Below are 20,319 nucleotides of genomic sequence, written 5' to 3' on the forward strand. Positions count from 1 at the left end.
GCCGCGCCATCTCCGCCGAGTGCCGGCCTTGTCGGGAGTTTGACACCATGAACGACGTGGATATCCTTCAGGCCGAGAACGATGAACTGCGCCGCGAGATCGAATCGCTGCGCCAGGAGGTCGAGGACCTGCATGCCGAGGCCGATATCGACGCCTGCCATGTCGCCGGGCTTACCGCCCAGATCAAGGCCCTGATCGCCGAGGGCGATGCCTGTCCGGACAAGGCGGCGCATCCGCTGCTGGAGCGGACCCAATACGTCCACGCCCGCACCGGCGAGACCGTCACCAAGACCCGCGCCTTTCCCATCTACCGCGAGGCGTTCGACGCCGAGGCCCGGCGGCTGGGAATCGAGCACCCGGAGAAGATCCGGGGCTGAGGCGGGGCGGGGAGGCCGCTTGGCCGTCACTGGCTCCGCTCGATCTCTTCCTGGACGCGGGCCGGAAGGCGGTCGAGAATGTCCTTCCTCTCCCGCCCGTCCATGGTGGACCATGCCTTGATCTCGGCACGGGTCCGCTTGCAGCCGACGCACCAGCCGAACCGGTCGTCGATGCGGCACACCGACCGGCAGGGGCTGTCGAACAGGCGCAACGGCGGGTGGGGCAAGCCGACCTCCTCCTCAACTCCCCATTCGGCGGGGCATCTTCCCATATGGGGCCTACTCAGGAGTCCTAAAACCCCCGCCGCCTCTGGCAGTGCGCCCATGACCGGCGTATCCTGGCCCCAACAACAAAACGGTTCAGGGAGGATGCGCGATGCTGCATGGCAAGGTTCTGGTCGCCCAGGGCGGCGGCCCGACGGCGGTGATCAATCAGTCCATGGTCGGAGCCGTGCTGGAATCGCGCAAGTTCCGCAACGTTGACCTGGTCTACGGCGCCCATCACGGCGTGCGCGGCATCATCAACGAGGAGTTCCTCGACCTGACCCAGGAAACCAGCCACAATCTGGAGGCGGTGGCACAGACTCCGTCCTCGGCGCTGGGCTCGACCCGGGACAAGCCCGACCTGAAATACTGCCAGGAGGTGTTCAAGGTCCTCCAGGCCCATGGCATCGCCTATTTCTTCTACATCGGCGGCAACGATTCCTCCGACACCGTGCGCATCGTCTCGGAGGAAGCGCACAAGGCCGGCTATCCGCTGCGTTGCATCCATATCCCCAAGACCATCGACAACGATCTGGTGCTGAACGACCACACGCCGGGCTTTCCCTCGGCGGCGCGGTTCGTCGCCCAGGCCTTCATGGGCGCCAACCTGGACAACGCCGCCCTGAAGGGCGTCTATCTGGCGGTGGTGATGGGCCGCCATGCCGGCTTTCTCACCGCCGCCTCGGCGCTGGGCAAGAAGTTTCCCGACGACGGTCCCCACCTGATCTACATTCCCGAGCGGGTGTTCTCGCTCGACCGCTTCCTCGGCGACGTCAAGGACTGCTACGAGCGTCATGGCCGCTGCGTGATCGCGGTGTCCGAGGGAATTCACGACGAGAACGGCGCTCCCATCATCACCGCGTTGGCCAAGGATGTGGAAAAGGACGCCCACGGCAATATCCAGTTGTCGGGCACCGGCGCCCTGGCCGACCTGCTGTGCGAGGAGATCAAGTCCAAGCTGGGCATCAAGCGGGTCAGGGGCGACACCTTCGGCTATATCCAGCGTTCGTTCATCGGATGCGTCTCCGACGTGGACCAGCGCGAGGCCCGCGAGGTCGGCGAGAAGGCGGTCCAGTTCGGCATGTGGGGCGCCGTCGACGGCTCGGTCTCCATTCAGCGCACCGGATTCTACTCGGTTGACTACAAGCTGCTGCCGCTGGAGATGGTCGCCGGCAAGACCCGGGTGATGGAAGACCATCTCATCGCCGATTCGGGCACCGACGTCACCGACGCCTTCCGCATGTATCTGCGTCCGCTGCTGGGGTCCGGCATGCCCGACGCCTTCCGCCTGCGCCTCAACGCCGTCCCCAAGATATTGAACCGCTAGGCGACCGGGATCGCCTCGCCGGGCGCACAAAGGCGTTGACTCTCGGCCTTGGCTGGGTATAGTTCGGCCCTCTCGCGCGGGGGGCCTTCCTTGCGCGTCACTAATTCTTTTGCTCAGGTAGAATCGTCATGTTCGCAGTCATCCAGACCGGCGGTAAGCAGTACAAGGTGGCCCAGGACGACGTGATTCGCGTCGAGAAGCTGGCCGGCGAGGCCGGTTCCGAGATCGTGCTCGATCAGGTGCTGATGGTCGGCGACAAGGTCGGCGCTCCCGTGGTGGCCGGCGCCCAGGTCAAGGCGACCGTGGTCGCCCAGGCCCGCGGCGAGAAGATCATCGTCTTCAAGAAGCGCCGCCGCCAGAATTCGCGCCGCAAGAACGGCCACCGCCAGGACCTGACGATCCTGCGCATCACCGACATCTCCGCCGGCTGATCGCAGCCAGACGCGGATACGAGGAGAGTAGACTATGGCTCATAAAAAGGCTGGCGGTTCATCCCGCAACGGCCGCGACTCGGCAGGTCAGCGGCTTGGCGTCAAGAAGTTCGGCGGCGAGGTCGTCATTCCGGGCAACATCATCGTGCGCCAGCGCGGCACCAAGTTCTATCCCGGCGCCAATGTGGGCATGGGCACCGACCACACCCTGTTCGCCAAGGCCGCCGGCAAGGTCGCCTTCAAGCACAAGGCCGAGGGTCGCACCTTCGTGGTGGTGGAGCCGCTGCCGGAGGCCGCCGAGTAGCGCCGTTCCCGGTTGAATGCTTTTGCCGAGGGGGAACGGGAAACCGTTCCCCTTTTTGGTTTTTGGATGGGTTTACCTCTATGAAGTTTCTCGATCAGGCCAAGATCTTCGTCAAAAGTGGTGACGGCGGGGCCGGGTGCTGCTCGTTCCGGCGCGAGAAGCACATCGAATTCGGCGGTCCGGACGGCGGCGACGGCGGACGGGGCGGCGACGTCATCTTGGAATGCGTCGCCAATCTCAACACCCTGATCGACTACCGCTATCAGCAGCACTTCAAGGCCAGGATCGGCCATCATGGCCAGGGCCGCAACAAGACCGGCGGCAAGGGCGACGACGTCATCCTGAAGGTTCCTGTCGGCACCCAGGTTCTGGACGAGGACAGGGAGACGGTGCTGGCCGACCTGACCGCCGCCGGCCAGCGCCTCGTCTTGCTGCGGGGGGGCGACGGCGGTTTCGGCAACCTGCATTACAAGAGTTCCACCAATCAGGCGCCGCGCCGCTTTGACGAGGGCTGGCCTGGCCAGGAGCGCTGGATCTGGCTGCGATTGAAGTTGATCGCCGATGCCGGTCTGGTCGGGCTGCCCAATGCCGGAAAATCCACCTTCCTCGCCGCCTGCACCAAGGCCCGGCCCAAGATCGCCGCCTATCCCTTCACCACGCTGCACCCCAATCTGGGGGTGGTGACCCTGGGCGACGAGGAGTTCATCGCCGCCGATATTCCCGGCCTGATCGAGGGCGCCCACGAGGGCGCCGGCATCGGCGACCGCTTTCTCGGCCATATCGAACGCTGCCGGGTGCTGCTGCATCTGGTGGACGGCACCGAGGACGACGTGGCCGAGGCCTATCGGGTGGTCCGCCACGAACTGGCGGCCTATGGCGGCGGCCTGGACGCCAAGCCCGAGGTGGTGGCGCTGAACAAGTGCGACTCGCTGGCCTCCGAGGATATCGAGGCCAAGCTGGCGGCGCTGTCCGAGGCCTGCGGCGCCGAGGCGCTGCCCATGTCCGGCGTCTCGGCCATCGGCATGAAGCCGGTGCTGGCGCGGCTGTTCGCCCATATCAAGGAAGCCCGCGAGGCCGAGCCGGCGGTGCTGGCGGCGTCCTCGGTCTTCGGCGCCGGCAAGCGCTCGACGCCCCACTTCAGATCATCCTCCGAGGACGACGACGACGGCGACGATGGCCGCATGGGGCCGAACGGCGAGTGGATCTGGAACGATCCGGATGACGAGGACGACGGGGGGGAGGAATGACCATCCTCGCCCAGGCCCGCCGGCTGATCGTCAAGATCGGATCGAGTCTGCTGGTGGACGAGACCTCCGGCCATGTCCGCAGGACCTGGCTTGATTCGCTGTGCGCCGATCTCGCCGCCTGCCGGGCGCGGGGCCAGGAGGTGCTGGTGGTGTCGTCGGGGGCGGTGGCGGTGGGCCGCCGCCAGCTGGGGCTGACGCCGCCGCTGCGGCTGGAGGAGAAGCAGGCCGCCGCCGCCTGCGGCCAGATCAGGCTGGCGCACGCCTATCAGGAGGCGCTGGCCCAGCATTCGCTGACCGTGGCGCAGGTGCTGCTGACCCTGGACGATTCCGAGGACCGCCGCCGCTATCTCAATGCCCGCAATACCCTGGAGACCTTGCTGCGCCTCGGCGCCGTGCCGGTGATCAACGAGAACGACACCGTCGCCACCGCCGAGATCCGGGTGGGTGACAATGACCGCCTCGCCGCCCGCGTCGCCCAGATGGTCTCGGCCGACGCCCTGGTGCTGTTCTCCGACATCGACGGGCTTTATACCGCCGACCCGCGCAAGCACGCCGACGCCCGCTTCATTCCCGAGGTGCGCGAGCTGACCCCGGAGATCGAGGCCATGGCCGGCGACCCCGGCTCGGCCTACGGTTCGGGCGGCATGGTGACCAAGCTGACCGCCGCCCGCATCTGCCTGTCGGCCGGCTGCCGCATGGCGATCACCAAGGGCGAGACCCTGCATCCGCTGAAGGCCATCGAGGATGGCGGCCGCTGCACCTGGTTCATCCCCGGTTCCGAGCCGCGCACGGCGCGCAAGCAATGGATCTTCGGCTCCATGAAGCCGGCGGGAATCCTGGTGCTGGACGACGGCGCCGCCCGGGCGCTGGCGGCGGGGCGCTCCTTGCTGCCGGCCGGCGTGGTCGAGGTCAGCGGCGAGTTCGGCCGGGGCGATTGCGTCCTGGTCAAGACCCGCGACGGCCGGGTGCTGGGGCGCGGGCTGGTGGCGTATTCCGCCGCCGATTCCCGCGCCATCCTGGGGCGCAAGTCGGGCGAGATCGAGGCCGTGCTGGGCTTTCGCGGCCGCGACGAACTGATTCACCGCGATGACCTGGTGATGGAAGGCTAGCCGCGAAGGCGCAGGAGGTTGCCCACTCGTCCTTGTCAGGGGAGGGGAGGGGGCATAGAGTGGAGCTCCGTCGCTCCCAGGGGTCGGACGAAACATGGCCGAGATATCGACGAAGCAGTTCATTTCGTTCACCGTCGGCGACGAGGAATACGGCGTCGACATCATCGCTATTCGCGAGATCAAGGGCTGGACCCCCACCACGCCGCTGCCCGAGGCGCCTCTTCACATGCGCGGCGTCATCGACCTGCGCGGCGCCATCGTTCCCATCATCGATCTCCGGGTCCGGTTTCATAATGGCCGGACCGAGGTCACCCCCACCCACGTCATCATCGTGGTCGCCATCGGCGACATGACGGTGGGACTGCTGGCCGACGCGGTGGTGGATATCCTGACGGTGCCCGTCACCGACATCCAGCCGCCACCCGATCTGGAGAACGGCGGCGGTCCGGGCTATGTGGGCGGGATCGTCACGGTGGAGGGGCGGATGGTGGTGCTGCTGGATCTCGTCCGCCTGATGGAACGCGACAGGGACATCCTGTCCGTCGCCGCCGCCTGATCTTCCGGTTTCCGATGGTTGAGGGTCAGCGCAGCCTGGGAAGGAAGCGCGGCACCTCGCGGGCGTAGTCGCGGTATTCCGGGAAGGCTTCCGCCAGCACCTTCTCCTCGTAATGGATGCGGGCAAGCTGCAACGCGGTCTGGACCAGCCCCAGGATCACCGCCGCCCAGCCGAGATGCAGCATGACCATGCCCACCGTGGCGATGGCTTCCGCGACGTAGAGCGGGTGGCGGATCACGCCGTAGGGACCGCTGCGCACCAGCCGGCGGGCCTGCGGCAGCACCGAGAACGACCGGCCGAGATGGGCGAGGCAGACCACCGTCGCCACGTTGCCGACCGCCAGCAGCAGCACCGCGACCGCCTGGGTGGCCGGCGACAGGCTGGCCATGGGCAGGTGGTTGACGATGGTGAGGATGAAGGCTCCCGACAGGGCGCTGACCAGCGGAGCCCAGCCGCTGGCGCGGCGCACCGGCTTCAGCCGCAACACCGCCAGCAGGCAGACCATGGCGGCGAAGACGAAGGCTCCCAGCTCTCCCAGGAAATCCAGGGTGGTCAGCGGATCGGGCTGGGCCAGCAGGGTCCGCATGCGGGTGAAGCTTCCCGCCGCCACCAGCGACATCAAGGTGATCAGCAGGGCGCGGCCGATGATCTCGGCGATGTCGGTCGCCCCCTCCCGCCCGGCGGGGACGGCGGGGACGGCGAGGGCGGCCTGGGATGATGATGGGGCGGTCATGGTCTTGCGTCCTTGGAACCTGAAAGATGACGGGCAGTGTCGCGCCTTCGGCCGGATCGGTCTGTGAACCGTCTCACTTCCCCCCATCCAATGGTCTGCCACACTGGAGGAAAGGTTGAATTGCTCCGCCCGCTCACCGATACTTCGGCGTGAACGTGGCGCAGACGACGAGGAAGAAGATGGATGCCATCGACGGAGCGCTGTCCCGCGTTTCCCTGTTCGCCGACCTGCCGGCCGCCGCCCTGGCCGAGATCGAGGGGCGTTGCGCCTGGCACCGCTTCGCTTCGGGCGATCAGGTGTTCGACAAGGAAAGCGATACCCTCGACGTTTATTTCGTCATCGACGGCGCCGTCCGCATCCTGAACGCCACCGGCGACGACCGCGAGGTGGCCCTGGCCGACGTGCTGGCCGGCAATTACTTCGGCGAGCTGGCCGCCATCGACGGAATGAGGCGTTCGGCGCGGGTGATCGCCACGCGCGAGTCGGTGCTGGCCTCGCTGGACGGGGCGTCCTTCCTGGACCTGATGCGCCGTTATCCGGAAATCGCCATGAAGGTGCTGTCGCGGCTGACCCGCATCGTCCGCAACCTGGACAGCCGGGTGACCCAACTGACCTCGCAGACCGAGGCCCAGCGCATCTGGTGCGAACTGGTGCGCCTCGCCGAACCCGATGTGGCCCGGCCCGAGTGCTGGCACATTCCCGACATGCCCAATCATCGCGAGATCGCCGCCTGGGCCGGCACCAGCCGCGAGCAGGTGGCCCAGGCCATCGGCGAGCTTGCCCGCGACGGCATCGTCCGGCGCAAGACCATGGGACTGGTGATCTGCGATCTCGACCGCCTGCGGATGATGGCCCGCCTGACGGCCTGACCCCCTCGGCCCACCTCAGGCGTTCCGGGGGGGGAGAACGGACGGCCACTTGACCAAAAACAAGTTGCGTCCCACCGTCGCCGTGGTCTACTCCCGACCGGAATGGGACCGCCGGTTCCAAGGCAGATGGTGTTCGAAGTTCATGTCCGATCGTGTTCTCATCCTGGTGGCGATATCCATCATCCTGGCCCTGGTGTTCGGCACCAGCCTTCAGATGCGCAAGCCGCAGGCGGTGTCGCCCCTGCTGATCGAACAGGTTTCGGTGGCCAAGGTGCCGCGGCCGCTGTCCGATATCGCCTCGGTGGATGCCGACGGCGCCAGTCTGCCGTTCAATGCCCGCGTCACCCGGCCGACCATCATCAATTTCTGGGCGACCTGGTGCATTCCCTGCCTGCGCGAGCTGCCCACCCTGGGGCAGTTCAAGGCCATGGCCGACGCCGCCGGCATTGACGTCCTGATGGTGTCCGAGGACAAGGAAGGCGCCGGCCCGCCGGTCAAGGTCCTGGCCGAGAAGGGATTGTCCCATCTCAGGCTGGTGGTGGACGCCGACGGCTCGGTGGCCAAGGCGCACCGGGTGAACGGCATGCCCACCACCCTGATCGTCAACGAAAAGGGTGTCGAGATCGCCCGCATGACCGGCGAGGCCGACTGGAGCCAGAAAGCCTCGCTGGATGTGGTGACCGGGCTGTTGAACGGAACCCTGCCGGAGCAGTGAGGATTCTCGGGATGAGCAGCGCGACCGATTCCCTCGAAACCACCGGCCTGGCCGGATCAGGCCCCGCCGCCCACCGCCCCGCCGCCCACCGCCATGTCGCCGTCTGGCTGCTGGCCTGCTGCTTCATGGTGGCGGTGATGGTGCTGCTGGGCGGACTCACCCGCCTGACCCATTCCGGCCTGTCCATGGTGGAGTGGGAGCCCATCCGAGGCATCATCCCCCCCCTGACCGAGGCCGACTGGCAGCTGTTCTTCGACAAGTACCGCCAGACTCCGGAATACATCAAGGTCAACGCCGGGATGAGCCTGTCCGACTTCAAGGGCATCTTCTGGCTTGAATACATCCATCGGGTCTGGGGGCGGCTGATCGGCCTGGTTTTTCTGCTGCCGTTCCTGTGGCTGGCCTATTCCGGCCGCATCGGCAAGGAGATGATTCCCCGCATGGTCGGGCTGTTCCTGCTGGGGGCGGCCCAGGGCGGCATGGGCTGGTTCATGGTGAAAAGCGGCCTGGTCGACAATCCGGCGGTCAGCCACTACCGCCTGACCGCCCATCTCGGCCTCGCCTTCCTGATCCATGCCTGGATGTTCTGGATGGCGCTCGACATCCTGGCCGCGCATCGGCCGCCGCCCCGCCGGCTTGGCGACGATGCCGCCGCCACCGTCCGCTGGCTTGGGGTCCTGACTGCGCTGGTGGTGGCGACGCTTCTTTACGGTGGTCTGGTCGCCGGCCTCAGGGCCGGCCTGATCTACAACACCTGGCCGCTGATGGACGGCAGCCTGATTCCCAAGGGGCTGTTCGCCACCGGCCTGCACGAGGCGTTCGAGGACCATATGACGGTCCAGTTCATTCACCGCACCCTGGCCGAACTGACCGTCGTGGTCGCGGTCGTCGGCTGGTTCGGCGCCCGCCGGCGGCTGGGAAGCGCCGTGCCGGCCTCGGTCCACGCCGTGGCGGCCATGGCGGTGGCGCAGGTGGGACTCGGCATTGCCACTCTTCTCATGGTTGTCCCCGTATCGCTGGCCTCGGCCCACCAGATGGGGGCGATGCTGCTGCTGACCCTCTGTCTGTGGGCCATGCACGGCTTGCGTCGACAGACCTGATTCTTCAGGGATTTTAATTTCGGCATGTCCATGCCGATTTTTTTCCGGATTCACCGTCCGGAACCGTGTCACTTTACCAAAGTCAAGGAGATGAACTTTCCGTAATGCGAGGCTCATCGTCCGGTCGTCCGGAGTTTTTCGGAAATGCCAAGGGAGTTCGATCGATGTCCAATCAAGTCGACAACGAGGAAGCCGATGTTCCTGTGATGCAGCGCATCCTGGACAATCCGTTCCTCCTGCTTTTTATCGGGGTCGTGGTTCCGACGGTGTCCTACACCATGTGGGGGATCATGGAAGTCGCCCAGCTGCCTATCGCTAAGTAAGGGAGGAGCGCGCAATGTCTATCACTCCTCCGAAAGCCGGCTGGTACAATGAACCAGTCGACAAGGTCGAGTTGCTGTGGGTCGGCATCGCCCTGGTGTGGGCGCTCATCATGTTCGCCATGATGCCGCTGTGGCACCTCAAGGGCACCCAGAACATGTCCAACGAGGCCTATCGCATCCACCCCGAGGCCTTCCAGGCCAAGGTCGATGAGATGGTCGAGAAGTACAAGGTGGGTGAGGAAGGCAAGGTTCAGACCCCGGTGGTGCGTCCGCCGGCCGGTTCCGACGTCTACCTGCTGGCCCGCCTGTGGGAATGGTATCCGGTTCTGGAACTGGAGCAGGGCAAGAGCTATCGCCTGCACCTCTCCTCGCTGGATTGGCAGCATGGTTTCTCCGTGCAGCCGGCCAACATCAATTTGCAGGTCCATCCCGGTATCGACGAGGTGGTGACCATCACTCCGACCACGTCGGGTGATTTCGGCATCATCTGCAACGAATACTGCGGTATCGGCCACCACACCATGCTCGGAAAGATCCGAGTCGTGGCAGCCAAGTAATCGAGGGGGAGCGCAAATGGTTGCCAAGCCCGTATTTCGAACCTGTGGCCTCACAGGTCTGAAAATTCACGACGAAGCTGAAAAGCTGATCAAGGCCAACGCGGTCGTCGCCATCGTGGTGCTGGCCGTCGGTGGTCTGTTCGGTCTGCTCGTCGCCCTGACCCGCTGGCCGTCCGTGCATCTGCTGCCGGCCGACCTGTTCTACCTGGCGCTGACTGCGCACGGTATCGACATCCTGATCGTCTGGTGCATCTTCTTCGAAGTCGCCCTGATGTACTTTGCCTCGGCCATTCTTCTGGGCAGCCGGCTGGCGGCCCCCAAGATGGGCTGGGTCGCGTTCGCCCTGATGGTCCTGGGCGCCGTCATCACCAACTGGAAGGTCCTTGAGGGCAATTCCAGCGTGATGATGACCTCCTACGTGCCGATGCAGGCCGATCCGCTGTTCTACGTGGGTCTGATCCTGTTCGCCGTGGGCGCGCTGATCGCCTGCTTCATCTTCCTCGGCACCCTGGTGGTCGCCAAGGCCGAGAAGACCTATGAAGGGTCGATTCCGCTGGTCACCTTCGGTGCCCTGGTGGCCTGCATCATCGCGGTCTACACCATCGCCTCCGGCGCCATCATCCTGATCCCGACCTTCCTGTGGTCCATTGGCCTGATCGGCCATATCGACCCCCTGATGTACAAGGTCGTGTGGTGGGGCATGGGCCACTCGTCGCAGCAGATCAACGTGGCCGCCCACATCGCTGTGTGGTACGCCATCGCCGCGATCCTGTTCGGCGCCAAGCCGCTGTCCGAGAAGGTCAGCCGCATGGCTTACCTGACCTACGTCTTCTTCCTCCAGATCGCCTCGGCCCACCATCTGCTGGTGGAACCCGGCCTGTCGTCGTCCTACAAGATCTTCAACACCTCGTACGGCATGTATCTCGCCGTGCTGGGCTCGATGATCCACGGTCTGACGGTTCCGGGCTGCATCGAGGCGGCCCAGCGCAAGAAGGGCTTCAACAAGGGCCTGTTCGAGTGGCTGCGCAAGGCTCCGTGGGGCAATCCGGTGTTCTCCGGCATGTTCCTCTCCCTGATCATGTTCGGCTTCCTGGGCGGCATCTCCGGTGTCACCATGGGCGTGGAACAGATCAACATCATGATCCACAACACCATCTACGTCCCCGGCCACTTCCATGGCACGGTGGCGGTCGGCACCACGCTGGCGTTCATGGCGATCACCTACTTCCTGGTGCCCGCCCTGTGGCAGCGTGAAATCATGTTCCCGGGTCTCGCCAAGTTGCAGCCGTACCTGTTCGGCCTCGGCATGGGCGTGTTCTCGCTGTTCATGATGGGCGCCGGCACCCTGGGCGTGTCCCGCCGTCACTGGGACATGGCCTTCTCCGACGCTCCGCATGCCTTCAGCCATGCCCCCGCCGCCTATCTGATGATGGGCGTGGTCGGCATCTCCGCCGTCGTGGCGGTGGTTGGCGGCGCGCTGTTCGTGCTGATCATCGTCTGCTCGGTGTTCTTCGGAAATCCGATCAAGGCGACCGCTCCGGCTCCGGCTCCGTCGCCGGTGGCGTCCTACGGCAGCGAGGAGCATGCCAGCGTTCCGGGTACCTTCACCCTGGCGCTGCTGTTCCTGACCATGTTCGTGCTGTACTACTTCGTGAACTGGAAGTATCTGGCCAGCACCTGGCTCATGAGCTAGGCGTCCGGTCGGACAAGGGTAAAGGCGGGCGGGACCCTCGGGTCCCGCCCGTTTCTTTTGGGGCTTCGATTCGGGCGGAATTCCTGAGGCTTGACCGCCGTCATGTTGACTTCGGGAAAGGCGAGTTAGAAAGTCGTCATGTTTCGCTTCATCACACTGATCCTGCTGGGGCTTTCCCTGTCGGGGATGCCGCCGGCCATCGGGGCGCCGACCGTTTCCGCCAATGCCGAGGCGGCGCTGAAGGCGTCGCTCGAGTCGGTGGGCCGGACTGTCGGGCCGCATCTTTTGCGCGATCAGGACGGCAAGCCGGTGGATATCGCCTCGTTCCGGGGCAAGCCACTGGTGATCAGCATGGTCTATACCGCCTGCGACCACACCTGCCCGGTGACCACCCAGACGGTGGCCAAGGCGGTGGAGGTGGCGCGCAAGTCGCTGGGGCGCGACGGTTTTCATGTGGTGACCATCGGCTTCGACACGGTGCGCGACACCCCGGAGGCGCTGCGCATGTACGCGAAGCAGCATGACATCGGGCTGGACGGCTGGACCTTCCTGGCCGGCGACGCCGCCACGATGGAGGCGCTGGCCGCCAATCTCGGCTTTACCTGGTTCGTCACCTCCAGGGGGTTCGACCATATCGCCCAGACCACGGTGGTCGACGCCGATGGCGTCATCTACCGCCAGGTCTATGGCGAGAATTTCGACATTCCGCTGCTGGTGGAACCGCTGAAGGACCTGCTTTTGGGGCGGGTGTCGGCGGCGCTGGATTCGGTCGAGGCCATCGGCAACCGCATCCGCTATTTCTGCACGGTCTACGACCCCCGATCCGATGCCTATCGCTTTGATTACGGCATCATTCTTTCGATCGCGTTCGGCTTCCTGGCCGTCCTGACCATCATCGTCTGGACCTTCAGGCTGTGGCGCGAGAGCCGGTCCGCCTCGGGTTCGTGAGCGGCGAAAAAATGGAAACGAAAAGGAAATTTCGCCTTGTCTAATCCAATCAAAACCGCGCTGAGGAACGGCCTGTTCCGCGTCGAAAGCGGCTGGGACGCGCTGGTCGGACGCGAATCGAACCCCATGTACTGCCTGGGCGCCATGTCGTGGTACTTCTTCTGGATCGTGGGGGCGTCGGGTCTGTACCTGTTCATTCCCTACGACACCAGCGCGGCGCGCGCCTGGGACTCGATCCAGTACATCTCCACCGAGCAATGGTACTGGGGCGGCATGATCCGCAGCCTGCACCGCTACGCCTCGGACGCCATGGTGCTCACCATGATGCTCCACCTGCTGCGGGAATGGCTGATCGACCGCTATCATGGGGTCCGCTGGTTCGCCTGGTTCACCGGCGTGCCGCTGATCTGGATGGTGTTCGCCTCGGGCGTCACCGGCTATTGGCTGGTGTGGGACGAACTGGCGCAGTACCTGGCGGTCGGCACCGCCGAATGGCTGGACTGGCTGGGCATCTTCGGCCAAAGCATCGCGCGCAACTTCCTCAACCGGGAAGCCCTGACCGATCGCTTCTTCACCCTGCTGATCTTCATCCACATCGCGGTGCCGCTGTTCCTGCTGTTCGCCATGTGGGTCCATATCCTGCGCATCAACCGCGCCAACACCAACCCGCCGCGGCCCCTGGTCATCGGCGCGACCTTGATGCTGGTGGCGCTGTCGCTGATCTATCCCGCGCAGAGCCATCCGCCGGCCGATCTCGACAAGGCCACCAGCGTGCTGAACCCGGACTGGTTCTTCATGGGGCTGTATCCGCTCTATGATACCAAGGGACCGGCCGTGGCCTGGGCGGTGGCGGTGGGCGCCAGCATCTTCCTGTCGCTGATGCCGTGGATGGCGTTCCGCCGCAAGCGGCGCAAGCCGGCCCAGGTGTCGCCGCCCAACTGCAACGGCTGCGGCGTCTGCACCTTCGATTGTCCGTTCGGCGCCGTGGTCATGCGTCCGCGCCAGGACGAGTCCGGGCATCAGAAGATCGCGGTGGTCCAGCCCGACCTGTGCACCAGCTGCGGCATGTGCATGGCGTCGTGCAACCGGACCAATCCGTTCCTGCCCAGCCAGAAGCACGAGACCGGCATCGACATTCCCGATTTCTCCTTCGATCTGATGGTCAAGCGGATATCGGCCCGGACCCATGGCCTGGTGGGCGAGGGGCGGGTGATGGTGCTGGGTTGCGAGCACGGCTCCGTCCTCGACCATCTGAAGGGGCCGTCGGTCGGCGTCCTGGCGCTGCATTGCACCGGCATGCTGCCGCCATCGCTGATTGATTATATCTTGAACAAGGACCTTGCCGACGGCGTGCTGGTCACCGCGTGCCGCCCCGGCGAATGCTTCTACCGTCTCGGGCCGGAATGGACCGAGCTGCGTCTGGCGGGGCAGCGCGTGCCCAAGCTGCGCGGCGCGGTGCCGCGCGACCGGGTCCGCCTGTCCTGGGCGGCAAGCACCGAGACCAAGGCGCTGGCCGCCGATCTGGCCGCGTTCCGCGCGGCCCTGGCCGACCTGCCCAAGCCGGAACGGCCGGAAACCACCAAGAGGAGGGTGGCGGAATGAAGATCAAGCCGCAGCACATCGCCGGCCAGGCGCTGGCCTATACCGCCTTCGCCGTCGTGATCGCCTACTTCTCGGCGTCGCCGTCCTACATCCATCATCCGCCGGATGCCGCGCTGCTGAAGCTGTCGTTGACCCATGCCGGCCAGCGGGTGGACGACTGCAAGGAGCGCACCGCCGAGGAACTGGCCAAGGTGGCGCCCAACATGCGCACCAAGCAATCCTGCGGCCGCGAGCGCAACGCCGTGACCCTGGAGATGGACATCGACGGCAAGCCCGTCTATCGCCATACCGCCAAGCCGGCCGGCCTGTCGGGCGACGGGCGCTCGCGCTTCTACGATTCGCGCGAGATTCCCGCCGGCCGCCACGTCATCCGGGCCAGGATGCGCGACGGCAACAACCCCGACGTATTCGACTACGATTCCGAGATCGTGGTTGACCTCAAGCCCCGTCAGGTGTTCGTGGTCGATTTCGATGAAGAGGACAAGAAGCTGTCCTTCAAGTAGACCATGGAGACGATGCTGACGACCTGGTCCCCCACCTCCCTCTCTCCGGCCCGCCGCTCGGAACTGCGCGGCTGGCTGCTGCTGGCGGTGGGGTCGCTGGCCATCGCCGGCATCCTGGCCCTGCTGCTGGGATTGTCGCGAACCCCCGGGGCGCAGGACTGGCTGCCCTGGGGGCCGCACTTCTTCTACCGCGCCCTGGTCACCCATGTGGTGCTGTCGGTGGTGGTCTGGTATCTGGCCTCGCTGGGAGCGCTGTCGGTGCTGGCGGCCTCGGCTGGGAACGGCGGCGACCGCCTCGGCTGGACCGGCTTGCTGCTGGGGGCGGCCGGGGTGATCTTGCTGCTGATTCCCGCCCTCGCCGATCAGGGCGAGCCGTCGCTGAACAATTACGTCCCGGTGGTCGGGCATCCCCTGTTCTACGTGGGATTGGGCCTGCACGCCCTGGGCGTCGCCATCGCCGCCCTGCGGCCGCTGGCGCTGCTGTGGCGCCTGCCCCGCCGGCCGGTTCCGTTCGCCATCGCCTGCGCCGCCCTGACCTATCTGGCGGCGCTCGCCTGCTTTCTGCTGGCCTGGACGCTGATCCCGGCCGGGACCGATCCCGACTTGTTCAACGAGCGGGTGTTCTGGGGCGGCGGCCATGTGTTGCAGATTCTGAATACCCTGATCCTGATGATCGCCTGGCAGGTACTGAGCGAGCGCGAATTCGGCACCGGTCCGGTGCCGGCGGGTCTGGCCAATGCCGGTTTCGCCGCCCTGGCGCTGTTCGCCGTCGCCTCGCCGCTGGTCTACTGGTTGGGGGGCGATGTCCTGGGGCTGGGGCACCGCCAGATCTTCACCCGCCTGCTGTGGGTCGGCCTGCCGTTGCCGCCGCTGGTGATGGGGGCCGGGCTGGCGTTGCGTCTGCTGCGCGGGCCGAGGAACTGGCGTTCGCCGGCCTTCCTGTCGCTGGCGCTGTCGCTGGTGGTGTTCGCCATCGGCGGTTTTGCCGGATTCTTCCTGGGGGTGGCCGACACCCGCACGCCGTCGCATTACCACGCCGTGATCGGCGGCGTCCAACTGGGCCTGATGGGGCTGATCCTGGTGGTGATCCTGCCGCTGCTGGGGCGCCGCCTCGGCGAGGGCAGGGCGGGGCGGCTGCAATTCCACCTCTATGGCTGGGGGCAGCTGATCCACGCGCTGGGCTTCTTCCTGGCGGGCACCGCCGGGGTGCCGCGCAAGACCACCGGCCTGGATCAGGGGCTCGACACCTTGTGGAAGAAGGTTTCCATGGGGGTGGTCGGCATGGGGACCGGCCTGGCGGTGCTGGGCGGCGTCATCTTCGTGTGGATGGCCCTGGCCCGGCTGCTGCGGCGCGGGGAGGGCGGGCATGACTGAGCGGCGCGGCTTCGCCCCCATCGCCCTGGTTCTGGCCAGCCTGCTGCTGCTGCTGACATGGCTGGGCGGCCATGGTTGGGAACCCACCCTGGCCGTGGAAAGCTATGCCGTCGATTCCGCCGCCTTCACCGCCCGTTTCGAGGCGCAACTGGCGGCCCACGCCACTGGCGAGACCATCGGCACCATGTCGGTGGTGCGTCCGCCGCCCGGCGATGTGGTGGTGCGGGTCCGGCGCTGGGAATTCTCGCCGGCCCTTGAGCTTCGGCCGGGCCAAACCTACCGGCTGCACCTGCTGGCCGAGGACGTGGTGCATTCCGCCGCCATCGGCGATGCCGAGGAACTGCTGGTGCCGGGGGTGGTCAAGGTGGTCACCCTGGTCACGCCGCCGTCGGGGCGGGTGCGCATCCAGTGCGGCGAATATTGCGGTCTGGGCCACACCAAGATGATCGGCAGCATCGAAATCGTCCGGTAACCTTCCAGCGGTCGGCGGCGAACCCTCGACAGGAACGTTTTGTCGGAAGGGACCGGAGATGGATTGCGCCGCCACGGTTTCCGGGCCATGGTTGCCTTCGGCGGGGAAGGAAGGCCATCGCGGCATGACCGTAGCCGGAGATTCGGATTGGAGCGCCATGATGCGCGCCGCCCAGGGCGGCGACAGCCGCGCCTACGCCGCCCTGCTGACCGAGATCACCCCGGTGCTGCGCCGGGTGGTGCGGCGGCGCTGGGGCGGGTCCGGGTCGGCCGACGCCGAGGATGTGGTTCAGGACGTGCTGATATCGCTGCATTCGGTCCGCCATACCTATGACCCCGCCCGGCCGTTCATGCCCTGGCTGATGGCCATCGTCTCGTTCCGTCTCAAGGATGCTGGCCGCAAGGCGGCCCGCCGTTCGGTCCACGAGCGTTCGGAATGGAGCCTGGAGCACGGCCTGCCCGACGCCGCCGCCGAACCGGCGCCGGAAAGTCCGGGTGATTCCGAGGAACTGAGGCGCGCCATCGCCAGCCTGCCGGACGGGCAGCGCCGCGCCATCGAACTGATGAAGCTGGAGGAACATTCGCTGAAGGAGGCCGCCGCCGTCACCGGCATGAGCGTCGGGGCGCTGAAGGTGGCGGTTCACCGGGGATTGAAGACCTTGCGCGCGGTCCTGGCGGGAGGAAAGCATGACCGGAACCGATGATCTGATCCGTCGTCTGGCCGAACGCGCGGTTCCGGTGCGACGCCTGCGTCCGCCCCTGATGCGGGCGGCCCTGTGGCTGGCGGTGGTGGTTCCGGCCCTTCTTGGCGTCGCCCTGGTCATGGGGCCGCGTGTCGATCTGGCCGGGCATCTGGCCGAGCCGTCGGCGCTCTTGACCCTGGGCGCCGGCCTCGTCACCGCGTTCTGCGCCGCCGCCGCCGCGCTGGCCCTGGGGATTCCGGGGCTGTCGCCGGGCTGGGCCTTGCTGCCGCTGCCGCCGATGCTGGTTTGGCTGGCCGGGTTCGGCCGCCAATGCGTTCTGGAATGGCTGGGGCTGGTCGAGGGCAGCCGTCTTGGCCTGCCTCATCCGGAATGCCTGCCCGATATCGTGGTGATGACCGCGGTTCCCACCGTCGTCATGGTGATGATGGTGCGCCGCGGCGCCTGGCTGCGGCCGCGCCTGGCCCTGGCCATGGGGGGACTGGCGGTGGCGGCCCTGACCAATTCCGCCCTCGGCCTGATCCATCCCGACGACGCCGGCCTGCTGGTGCTTCTGGTCCAGTTCGCCGTCCTGGCGTCGCTGGCGGCGGTGCTGGGCAGGACGCCGCCGATCCGGTCGATTCCTTGACGAACCCTTTCGCGGGTGGGAAGATTTTCTTCTTATAACCTGCGGGAGGTTCCATGGTCGCCAAGAAGCCCGAGACCGTCGCCAAGGCCCTGGGGCTGCGGCCGGATTTCGTCTGGGGGGTGTCGACCTCGGCCTATCAGGTCGAGGGCGCGGTCAAGGAGGACGGGCGCGGCCCCAGCATCTGGGATATCCGTTGCCGCCTGCAAGGCGGCGTGTGGAACGGCGCCACCGGCGACGTCGCCTGCGACCATTACCACCGCTGGCCGGAAGACGTGGCGCTGATGAGGGAAATCGGCGTCGGCGCCTATCGCTTTTCCCTGGCATGGCCGCGCCTCCAGCCCAGGGGACGGGGGGCGGTCAACCAGCCCGGCCTCGACTTTTATGACCGCCTGATCGACGGCCTGCTGGAGGCCGGGATCGAGCCCTGGGTCTGTCTCTACCACTGGGATCTGCCCCAGGCGCTGGATGATCTCGGCGGCTGGACCAACCGCGACTGCGCCGGCTGGTTCGCCGATTACGCCGTGGTGGCGGCCAAGCGCTATGGCGACCGGGTCAAGCACTGGGCCACCTTCAACGAATTCTCGGTGTTCACAATGTTCGGCTACGCCATCGACTGGGCCGCGCCGGGGGTGACCGACCGTTCGGCCCACATGAAGGCCATCCACCATGTCAATCTGGCCCATGGGCTGGGAGTCGACGTGGTGCGCGACCATGTGGCGGGCGCCTCCATCGGCGCCATCCACAATCGCCAGATCGTGCGCCCCGAGGGCGGGCTGGAGGAGAACGTGGCGGCGGCGGAACTGCTGTCGGCCCACTGGAATCTGGTCTTCGTCGACCCGCAGCATCTCGGCTATTATCCGGCCATCGTCATCAACGACATGGAACCCCACGTCAGGGCCGGCGACATGGCCCGCATCTGCCGGCCCACCGACTGGATCGGCCTCAATCACTACGGTCCCATCTACGCCAAGGCCGATCCCGCCACCACCTGGGGGTACGGCTGGGGGGCGCCACCCGAATCGGCCAACCATCCCGAAGTGGGCTGGCCGATCTTTCCCGAGGTGTTCCGGGACGAATTGCTGGAACTGACCCGACGCTACAAGATGCCGATCTTCGTCACCGAGAACGGTTGCGGCGGCGGCAAGGGCAGCGACGAGCCCGATGGGGCCGGCGAGGTCAAGGACACCCACCGCATCGCCTATTTCCGGGAATACATCAAGGCCATGCGCGACGCGGCGGCGGCCGGGGCCGATATCCGCGGCTATTTCGTCTGGTCGCTGCTGGACAATTTCGAGTGGGGCTCGGGCTACGGCCCCCGCTTCGGTCTGCTGCACGTGGATTTCGGGACCCAGAAGCGGACCTTGAAGAATTCCGGCAAGTGGTACCGGGACCTGATCGCCGGCAGGCATAAGGGGGAGTAGTCCTCCCCCCCCTATGCGTCGTCCTACTGGCAGTCGGAAACCACGATCCGGCAACCGCTGCCGCAGGCTTCCAGGGCGTTGGCCTTGGCCTCGCTCTCGCTGCTGCCCCAACCGGTGCCGGAATAGTCCTTGGACGCGGCATAGGCGCCGCAGGTGTCGTAGCGCACCGCCACCTTGCAACCGGTATTCCCGGCCTTCCTGCATTCGTTCATGGCGTCCCTGGCCGCCTCTTCCCTGGTGCTGCCGCTGCCGACGCCGTAGCCGACCTCGCTTGCCTTCGAGCCCTGTTCGTCATCGACCGCGATGGCTCCGGCGGCAAGGGCGCCACCGGCGGAAAGGCCGATCGCGATGGCGAGGCTGAAGGCCAATATCGTGCGTTTCATCGTCATTCCCCACTTTGGCAATTAAATAATTACAGAGGATAGGCGCGAATTCGGAATTGGGAAATCTGAATCTTGGGGCTGCGGCCAAGGCGCGATCCGCTCTTGCAAGCCGGCGGGGGCGGGAGCAAGTTTGAGGTGTGGAACCGGTCGTGGAGGAGACGTGAGCGCCTTCCGGAAAATGCTGCTGGCGGCCTTGTTCGTCGTGGTGGCGGGGATATCTTCCTGGCTGCGGTTCGGCGACCCCCAGGCGCTGATGCAGTGGTGGCGGAATCGCCCGCCCCCGGCGCCGGTCGCCGCTCCGGCCGCCCCGCAAGACGAATCGCTGCCGGTCCATGTCGGCTATTCCGGCGGCGCCGCCGCTTCCGGCGACGCCCTGATGGTCCTGCATTTCCGGAGGGCTGACGGCGCCGAGGAGGCCATGGCCAGCGTCGCCGCCAAGGTGTACGGCCCCGACGGAATCCTGCGCAAGGAGGTTTCGGCCTGGGCCGCCTTCCGCCGCGAGACTCCGGCCGGTGCTTCGCTGGCCCGCGTCGCGGTCGGCAGCTTTCCCCCCGGCAGCTACCGGGTCGTGGTCGATGTGGGATCGAAGCAGCCGCTGGGCATCCGCCGGGCGGCCCTGGAACTGGCCGTCGGCGGCGCCGAGCCGGTCTGGGCGGAGCTTGGCAAGGCGAGGTAGCCGACGC

At 66.4% G+C, this 20,319-nt stretch carries 25 protein-coding genes; 22 read left to right on the forward strand and 3 right to left on the reverse strand.

Going from position 1 to position 20,319, the window contains the following annotated elements:
* The first annotated feature begins 47 nt into the window (after nt 1–47).
* Nucleotides 48–377, forward strand: a complete 330-nt coding sequence (locus MTBSS4_RS14445; RefSeq protein ID WP_173984108.1) for a hypothetical protein — start codon at nt 48–50, stop codon at nt 375–377.
* A 26-nt stretch (nt 378–403) separates the two neighbouring features.
* On the opposite strand, the gene MTBSS4_RS14450 is transcribed toward MTBSS4_RS14445, so the two are convergent.
* On the reverse strand, nt 404–604 hold the full coding sequence (locus tag MTBSS4_RS14450; RefSeq protein ID WP_217425551.1) for a DUF1289 domain-containing protein: 201 nt from the start codon (nt 602–604) through the stop codon (nt 404–406).
* A gap of 149 nt (nt 605–753) precedes the next feature.
* Here MTBSS4_RS14450 and MTBSS4_RS14455 point away from each other — a divergent pair, with 149 nt between their 5' ends.
* From MTBSS4_RS14455 to MTBSS4_RS14480, 6 genes are all read left to right on the forward strand, one after another.
* Nucleotides 754–1,968, forward strand: coding sequence for a 6-phosphofructokinase (locus tag MTBSS4_RS14455; protein WP_173984110.1), 1,215 nt, complete (start codon nt 754–756; stop codon nt 1,966–1,968).
* A gap of 128 nt (nt 1,969–2,096) precedes the next feature.
* Nucleotides 2,097–2,399 carry a 50S ribosomal protein L21 gene (gene rplU / locus MTBSS4_RS14460; RefSeq protein WP_173984111.1) on the forward strand — a complete coding sequence of 101 codons (303 nt, stop codon included), beginning with the start codon at nt 2,097–2,099 and terminating at the stop codon, nt 2,397–2,399.
* A gap of 34 nt (nt 2,400–2,433) precedes the next feature.
* Nucleotides 2,434–2,703 (forward strand): 50S ribosomal protein L27, encoded by a 270-nt coding sequence (gene rpmA / locus MTBSS4_RS14465; RefSeq protein WP_173984112.1) that lies wholly within the window; start codon nt 2,434–2,436, stop codon nt 2,701–2,703.
* Between the two features lie 80 nt (nt 2,704–2,783).
* Nucleotides 2,784–3,950: a GTPase ObgE gene (gene obgE / locus MTBSS4_RS14470; RefSeq protein ID WP_173984113.1), complete on the forward strand. Its 1,167-nt coding sequence runs from the start codon at nt 2,784–2,786 to the stop codon at nt 3,948–3,950.
* Nucleotides 3,947–5,059 (forward strand): glutamate 5-kinase, encoded by a 1,113-nt coding sequence (gene proB / locus MTBSS4_RS14475; RefSeq protein ID WP_173984114.1) that lies wholly within the window; start codon nt 3,947–3,949, stop codon nt 5,057–5,059. Before obgE ends, proB begins: the two co-directional genes overlap by 4 nt.
* Before the next feature lie 94 nt (nt 5,060–5,153).
* Nucleotides 5,154–5,615 (forward strand): chemotaxis protein CheW, encoded by a 462-nt coding sequence (locus tag MTBSS4_RS14480; protein ID WP_173984115.1) that lies wholly within the window; start codon nt 5,154–5,156, stop codon nt 5,613–5,615.
* Between the two features lie 25 nt (nt 5,616–5,640).
* Here the strand turns inward: MTBSS4_RS14480 and MTBSS4_RS14485 are convergent, their stop codons facing one another.
* The gene (locus MTBSS4_RS14485) at nt 5,641–6,348 is read right to left on the reverse strand and encodes an isoprenylcysteine carboxylmethyltransferase family protein (RefSeq protein ID WP_173984116.1); all 708 of its coding nucleotides are present in this window, start codon (nt 6,346–6,348) and stop codon (nt 5,641–5,643) included.
* Between the two features lie 179 nt (nt 6,349–6,527).
* Here MTBSS4_RS14485 and MTBSS4_RS14490 point away from each other — a divergent pair, with 179 nt between their 5' ends.
* The 14 genes from MTBSS4_RS14490 (at nt 6,528) to MTBSS4_RS14555 (ending at nt 19,253) form a co-directional block, all read left to right on the forward strand.
* The gene (locus tag MTBSS4_RS14490; RefSeq protein ID WP_173984117.1) at nt 6,528–7,217 is read left to right on the forward strand and encodes a Crp/Fnr family transcriptional regulator; all 690 of its coding nucleotides are present in this window, start codon (nt 6,528–6,530) and stop codon (nt 7,215–7,217) included.
* A gap of 142 nt (nt 7,218–7,359) precedes the next feature.
* Nucleotides 7,360–7,932 carry a TlpA disulfide reductase family protein gene (locus tag MTBSS4_RS14495; RefSeq protein WP_173984118.1) on the forward strand — a complete coding sequence of 191 codons (573 nt, stop codon included), beginning with the start codon at nt 7,360–7,362 and terminating at the stop codon, nt 7,930–7,932.
* Nucleotides 7,933–7,943: 11 nt separating this feature from the next.
* Nucleotides 7,944–9,032, forward strand: a complete 1,089-nt coding sequence (locus MTBSS4_RS14500) for a COX15/CtaA family protein (RefSeq protein ID WP_173984119.1) — start codon at nt 7,944–7,946, stop codon at nt 9,030–9,032.
* A 164-nt stretch (nt 9,033–9,196) separates the two neighbouring features.
* The gene (locus tag MTBSS4_RS14505; RefSeq protein WP_173984120.1) at nt 9,197–9,355 is read left to right on the forward strand and encodes a hypothetical protein; all 159 of its coding nucleotides are present in this window, start codon (nt 9,197–9,199) and stop codon (nt 9,353–9,355) included.
* Between the two features lie 14 nt (nt 9,356–9,369).
* A complete protein-coding gene (locus tag MTBSS4_RS14510) occupies nt 9,370–9,912 on the forward strand; it encodes a cytochrome C oxidase subunit II (RefSeq protein ID WP_173984121.1) in 543 nt (180 codons plus the stop codon).
* Nucleotides 9,913–9,928: 16 nt separating this feature from the next.
* A complete protein-coding gene (locus MTBSS4_RS14515) occupies nt 9,929–11,605 on the forward strand; it encodes a cbb3-type cytochrome c oxidase subunit I (RefSeq protein WP_173984122.1) in 1,677 nt (558 codons plus the stop codon).
* A 138-nt stretch (nt 11,606–11,743) separates the two neighbouring features.
* Nucleotides 11,744–12,553 (forward strand): SCO family protein, encoded by an 810-nt coding sequence (locus MTBSS4_RS14520; protein ID WP_173984123.1) that lies wholly within the window; start codon nt 11,744–11,746, stop codon nt 12,551–12,553.
* A gap of 36 nt (nt 12,554–12,589) precedes the next feature.
* A complete protein-coding gene (locus tag MTBSS4_RS14525) occupies nt 12,590–14,155 on the forward strand; it encodes a hydrogenase iron-sulfur subunit (RefSeq protein ID WP_173984124.1) in 1,566 nt (521 codons plus the stop codon).
* Nucleotides 14,152–14,658 (forward strand): hypothetical protein, encoded by a 507-nt coding sequence (locus tag MTBSS4_RS14530; protein WP_173984125.1) that lies wholly within the window; start codon nt 14,152–14,154, stop codon nt 14,656–14,658. Before MTBSS4_RS14525 ends, MTBSS4_RS14530 begins: the two co-directional genes overlap by 4 nt.
* A 12-nt stretch (nt 14,659–14,670) precedes the next feature.
* Complete coding sequence (locus MTBSS4_RS14535) at nt 14,671–16,032, forward strand: cbb3-type cytochrome c oxidase subunit I (RefSeq protein WP_173984126.1); 1,362 nt, start codon at nt 14,671–14,673, stop codon at nt 16,030–16,032.
* Nucleotides 16,025–16,504, forward strand: a complete 480-nt coding sequence (locus MTBSS4_RS14540) for a quinol oxidase (protein WP_173984127.1) — start codon at nt 16,025–16,027, stop codon at nt 16,502–16,504. The genes MTBSS4_RS14535 and MTBSS4_RS14540 overlap by 8 nt, the downstream gene beginning before the upstream one ends.
* Before the next feature lie 124 nt (nt 16,505–16,628).
* A complete protein-coding gene (locus MTBSS4_RS14545; protein WP_173984128.1) occupies nt 16,629–17,207 on the forward strand; it encodes a sigma-70 family RNA polymerase sigma factor in 579 nt (192 codons plus the stop codon).
* The gene (locus MTBSS4_RS14550; RefSeq protein WP_173984129.1) at nt 17,191–17,832 is read left to right on the forward strand and encodes an NrsF family protein; all 642 of its coding nucleotides are present in this window, start codon (nt 17,191–17,193) and stop codon (nt 17,830–17,832) included. Before MTBSS4_RS14545 ends, MTBSS4_RS14550 begins: the two co-directional genes overlap by 17 nt.
* 53 nt (nt 17,833–17,885) lie before the next feature.
* Nucleotides 17,886–19,253 (forward strand): GH1 family beta-glucosidase, encoded by a 1,368-nt coding sequence (locus MTBSS4_RS14555; protein WP_173984130.1) that lies wholly within the window; start codon nt 17,886–17,888, stop codon nt 19,251–19,253.
* Between the two features lie 23 nt (nt 19,254–19,276).
* Here the strand turns inward: MTBSS4_RS14555 and MTBSS4_RS14560 are convergent, their stop codons facing one another.
* Nucleotides 19,277–19,636 (reverse strand): DUF4189 domain-containing protein, encoded by a 360-nt coding sequence (locus MTBSS4_RS14560; protein WP_173984131.1) that lies wholly within the window; start codon nt 19,634–19,636, stop codon nt 19,277–19,279.
* Nucleotides 19,637–19,796: 160 nt separating this feature from the next.
* Between MTBSS4_RS14560 and MTBSS4_RS14565 the strand changes: the two genes are divergently transcribed.
* Nucleotides 19,797–20,312: a hypothetical protein gene (locus tag MTBSS4_RS14565; RefSeq protein WP_173984132.1), complete on the forward strand. Its 516-nt coding sequence runs from the start codon at nt 19,797–19,799 to the stop codon at nt 20,310–20,312.
* Nucleotides 20,313–20,319: the final 7 nt, after the last annotated feature.

Source organism: Magnetospirillum sp. SS-4, assembly GCF_902729425.1.
GTDB lineage: Bacteria > Pseudomonadota > Alphaproteobacteria > Rhodospirillales > Magnetospirillaceae > Phaeospirillum.

What these genes read in the sequence shown, in the direction of transcription:
- MTBSS4_RS14445 (WP_173984108.1), top strand. Translation starts at nt 48, where the DNA reads ATGAACGACGTGGATATCCTTCAGGCCGAGAACGATGAACTGCGCCGC.
- MTBSS4_RS14455 (WP_173984110.1), top strand. Translation starts at nt 754, where the DNA reads ATGCTGCATGGCAAGGTTCTGGTCGCCCAGGGCGGCGGCCCGACGGCG.
- rplU (WP_173984111.1), top strand. Translation starts at nt 2,097, where the DNA reads ATGTTCGCAGTCATCCAGACCGGCGGTAAGCAGTACAAGGTGGCCCAG.
- rpmA (WP_173984112.1), top strand. Translation starts at nt 2,434, where the DNA reads ATGGCTCATAAAAAGGCTGGCGGTTCATCCCGCAACGGCCGCGACTCG.
- obgE (WP_173984113.1), top strand. Translation starts at nt 2,784, where the DNA reads ATGAAGTTTCTCGATCAGGCCAAGATCTTCGTCAAAAGTGGTGACGGC.
- proB (WP_173984114.1), top strand. Translation starts at nt 3,947, where the DNA reads ATGACCATCCTCGCCCAGGCCCGCCGGCTGATCGTCAAGATCGGATCG.
- MTBSS4_RS14480 (WP_173984115.1), top strand. Translation starts at nt 5,154, where the DNA reads ATGGCCGAGATATCGACGAAGCAGTTCATTTCGTTCACCGTCGGCGAC.
- MTBSS4_RS14485 (WP_173984116.1), bottom strand. Translation starts at nt 6,348, where the DNA reads ATGACCGCCCCATCATCATCCCAGGCCGCCCTCGCCGTCCCCGCCGTC.
- MTBSS4_RS14490 (WP_173984117.1), top strand. Translation starts at nt 6,528, where the DNA reads ATGGATGCCATCGACGGAGCGCTGTCCCGCGTTTCCCTGTTCGCCGAC.
- MTBSS4_RS14495 (WP_173984118.1), top strand. Translation starts at nt 7,360, where the DNA reads ATGTCCGATCGTGTTCTCATCCTGGTGGCGATATCCATCATCCTGGCC.
- MTBSS4_RS14500 (WP_173984119.1), top strand. Translation starts at nt 7,944, where the DNA reads ATGAGCAGCGCGACCGATTCCCTCGAAACCACCGGCCTGGCCGGATCA.
- MTBSS4_RS14505 (WP_173984120.1), top strand. Translation starts at nt 9,197, where the DNA reads ATGTCCAATCAAGTCGACAACGAGGAAGCCGATGTTCCTGTGATGCAG.
- MTBSS4_RS14510 (WP_173984121.1), top strand. Translation starts at nt 9,370, where the DNA reads ATGTCTATCACTCCTCCGAAAGCCGGCTGGTACAATGAACCAGTCGAC.
- MTBSS4_RS14515 (WP_173984122.1), top strand. Translation starts at nt 9,929, where the DNA reads ATGGTTGCCAAGCCCGTATTTCGAACCTGTGGCCTCACAGGTCTGAAA.
- MTBSS4_RS14520 (WP_173984123.1), top strand. Translation starts at nt 11,744, where the DNA reads ATGTTTCGCTTCATCACACTGATCCTGCTGGGGCTTTCCCTGTCGGGG.
- MTBSS4_RS14530 (WP_173984125.1), top strand. Translation starts at nt 14,152, where the DNA reads ATGAAGATCAAGCCGCAGCACATCGCCGGCCAGGCGCTGGCCTATACC.
- MTBSS4_RS14535 (WP_173984126.1), top strand. Translation starts at nt 14,671, where the DNA reads ATGCTGACGACCTGGTCCCCCACCTCCCTCTCTCCGGCCCGCCGCTCG.
- MTBSS4_RS14540 (WP_173984127.1), top strand. Translation starts at nt 16,025, where the DNA reads ATGACTGAGCGGCGCGGCTTCGCCCCCATCGCCCTGGTTCTGGCCAGC.
- MTBSS4_RS14545 (WP_173984128.1), top strand. Translation starts at nt 16,629, where the DNA reads ATGACCGTAGCCGGAGATTCGGATTGGAGCGCCATGATGCGCGCCGCC.
- MTBSS4_RS14550 (WP_173984129.1), top strand. Translation starts at nt 17,191, where the DNA reads ATGACCGGAACCGATGATCTGATCCGTCGTCTGGCCGAACGCGCGGTT.
- MTBSS4_RS14555 (WP_173984130.1), top strand. Translation starts at nt 17,886, where the DNA reads ATGGTCGCCAAGAAGCCCGAGACCGTCGCCAAGGCCCTGGGGCTGCGG.
- MTBSS4_RS14560 (WP_173984131.1), bottom strand. Translation starts at nt 19,636, where the DNA reads ATGAAACGCACGATATTGGCCTTCAGCCTCGCCATCGCGATCGGCCTT.